Raw genomic sequence first — 1,405 nt, forward strand, 5'->3', positions numbered from 1 at the left:
GTGCCCGCCCGTGCTGCTGGCCAGATCCGCGGCGGCCTCGTAGACCTCGGAGGCATGGTCCACCAGATGGCAGGAGCCGCCGAACTGTTCGATCAGGGCGATTTTCTCGCGGCTGGTGGTCCGGGTCATCACGGCGATGAAGGGCAGTCCCAGCAGCTGCGCAAAATAGGCTTCGGAGACGGCGGTGCTGCCGCTGGATGCCTCCACGATCGTGGTGCCTTCCCGGATCCAGCCGTTGACGAGGCCGAAGAGGAACAGGGACCGCGCCAGCCGGTGCTTGAGGCTGCCGGTGCGGTGGGTGGATTCGTCCTTCAGGTACAGCTGCACGCCCCAGTGCTCCGGGAGCGGCACCGAGTACAGGTGGGTGTCGGCTGAGCGGTTGTTTTCGGCGTTGATCCGGCGGACGGCCTCGTCGGCCCAGGCCCGGTCCTGCAGGTGCGCTGTGTTCACCGCTACAGCCTACCGGGGGCGGCGGGACGCCAAAGATAGAGTGGGGAAATGGACACCCTTCTCGATGCTGCCGCCCTCAAGGACCGGATGGACGACGCCGGCGCAGCCGGCCAGCGCACAGCACTCCTCGACGTTCGCTGGGCGCTGGGGGATCCCCACGGTCACGATCACTACCTGCGCGGACACATCCCCGGGGCCGTCTTCGTGGATCTCGCCACTGAACTTGCCGGACCGGCGGAACCGGAACGCGGCAGGCATCCGTTGCCGCCGTCAGAGCAGTTCCAGGAGTCCGCGCGCCGCTGGGGCATCAACGACGGCGATGTGGTCGTAGCGTACGACGACAGCGGCAACATGGCTGCGGCCCGGCTGTGGTGGATGCTGCGCAACGCCGGCTTTAGTTCTGTGTACCTGCTCGACGGCGGCCTGGCCGCGTGGCGGGCTGCCGGGTTCGAGCTGGCGGCCGGACCCGAACAGCCCGCACCCGGAAACGTCACCCTGTCCGACGGCGCCATGCCCGCGATCGACGCCGGACAAGCCGCCAGTTGGGGCCGGCGGGGGCTGCTGTTGGACGCCCGGGCGGGGGAGCGGTACCGCGGCGAAATCGAGCCCGTGGATCCCCGCGCCGGCCATATTCCGGGGGCCGTCAGTGCCCCTACCACCGGGAACCTGCGCGCTGACGGGCGCTTCCTTGCCCCGGCGGAGCTGCGGGAGCGCTTCGAACAGCTCGGTTACCGGGACGGCGTTCCCACTGCCGTGTACTGCGGGTCCGGAGTGACAGCGGCCCATGAAATCGCCGCCCTCGAGATTGCCGGCTTTTCCGCTGCCCTCTATCCGGGGTCCTTTTCGGAGTGGTGCCACGGTCCCGCGAACGATGTTGTCACCGGGCCGGAACCGTACGGCGAGGACGCGGCTTCACGCTAAGGGCCAGCACGAGCATTGGACGGCCCGCGCAGGC

Annotated in this window: 2 protein-coding genes; one reads left to right on the forward strand and one right to left on the reverse strand. The window is 69.1% G+C overall.

The features are described from left to right. On the reverse strand, window positions 1-450 hold a 450-nt coding region (locus tag LQV45_RS32435), incomplete at its 3' end, for a pyridoxal-phosphate dependent enzyme (protein WP_230011667.1). 48 nt (window positions 451-498) lie between these two features. On the opposite strand from LQV45_RS32435, the gene LQV45_RS32440 reads away from it, so the two are divergent. After that, the gene (locus LQV45_RS32440; protein ID WP_230011678.1) at window positions 499-1,371 is read left to right on the forward strand and encodes a sulfurtransferase; all 873 of its coding nucleotides are present in this window, start codon (window positions 499-501) and stop codon (window positions 1,369-1,371) included. The last annotated feature ends 34 nt before the right edge of the window (window positions 1,372-1,405 follow it).

The organism is Microbacterium sp. Bi128 (assembly GCF_918698205.1).

Coding starts and splice junctions, on each gene's coding strand:
- LQV45_RS32440 (WP_230011678.1), top strand. CDS start 499: ATGGACACCCTTCTCGATGCTGCCGCCCTCAAGGACCGGATGGACGAC.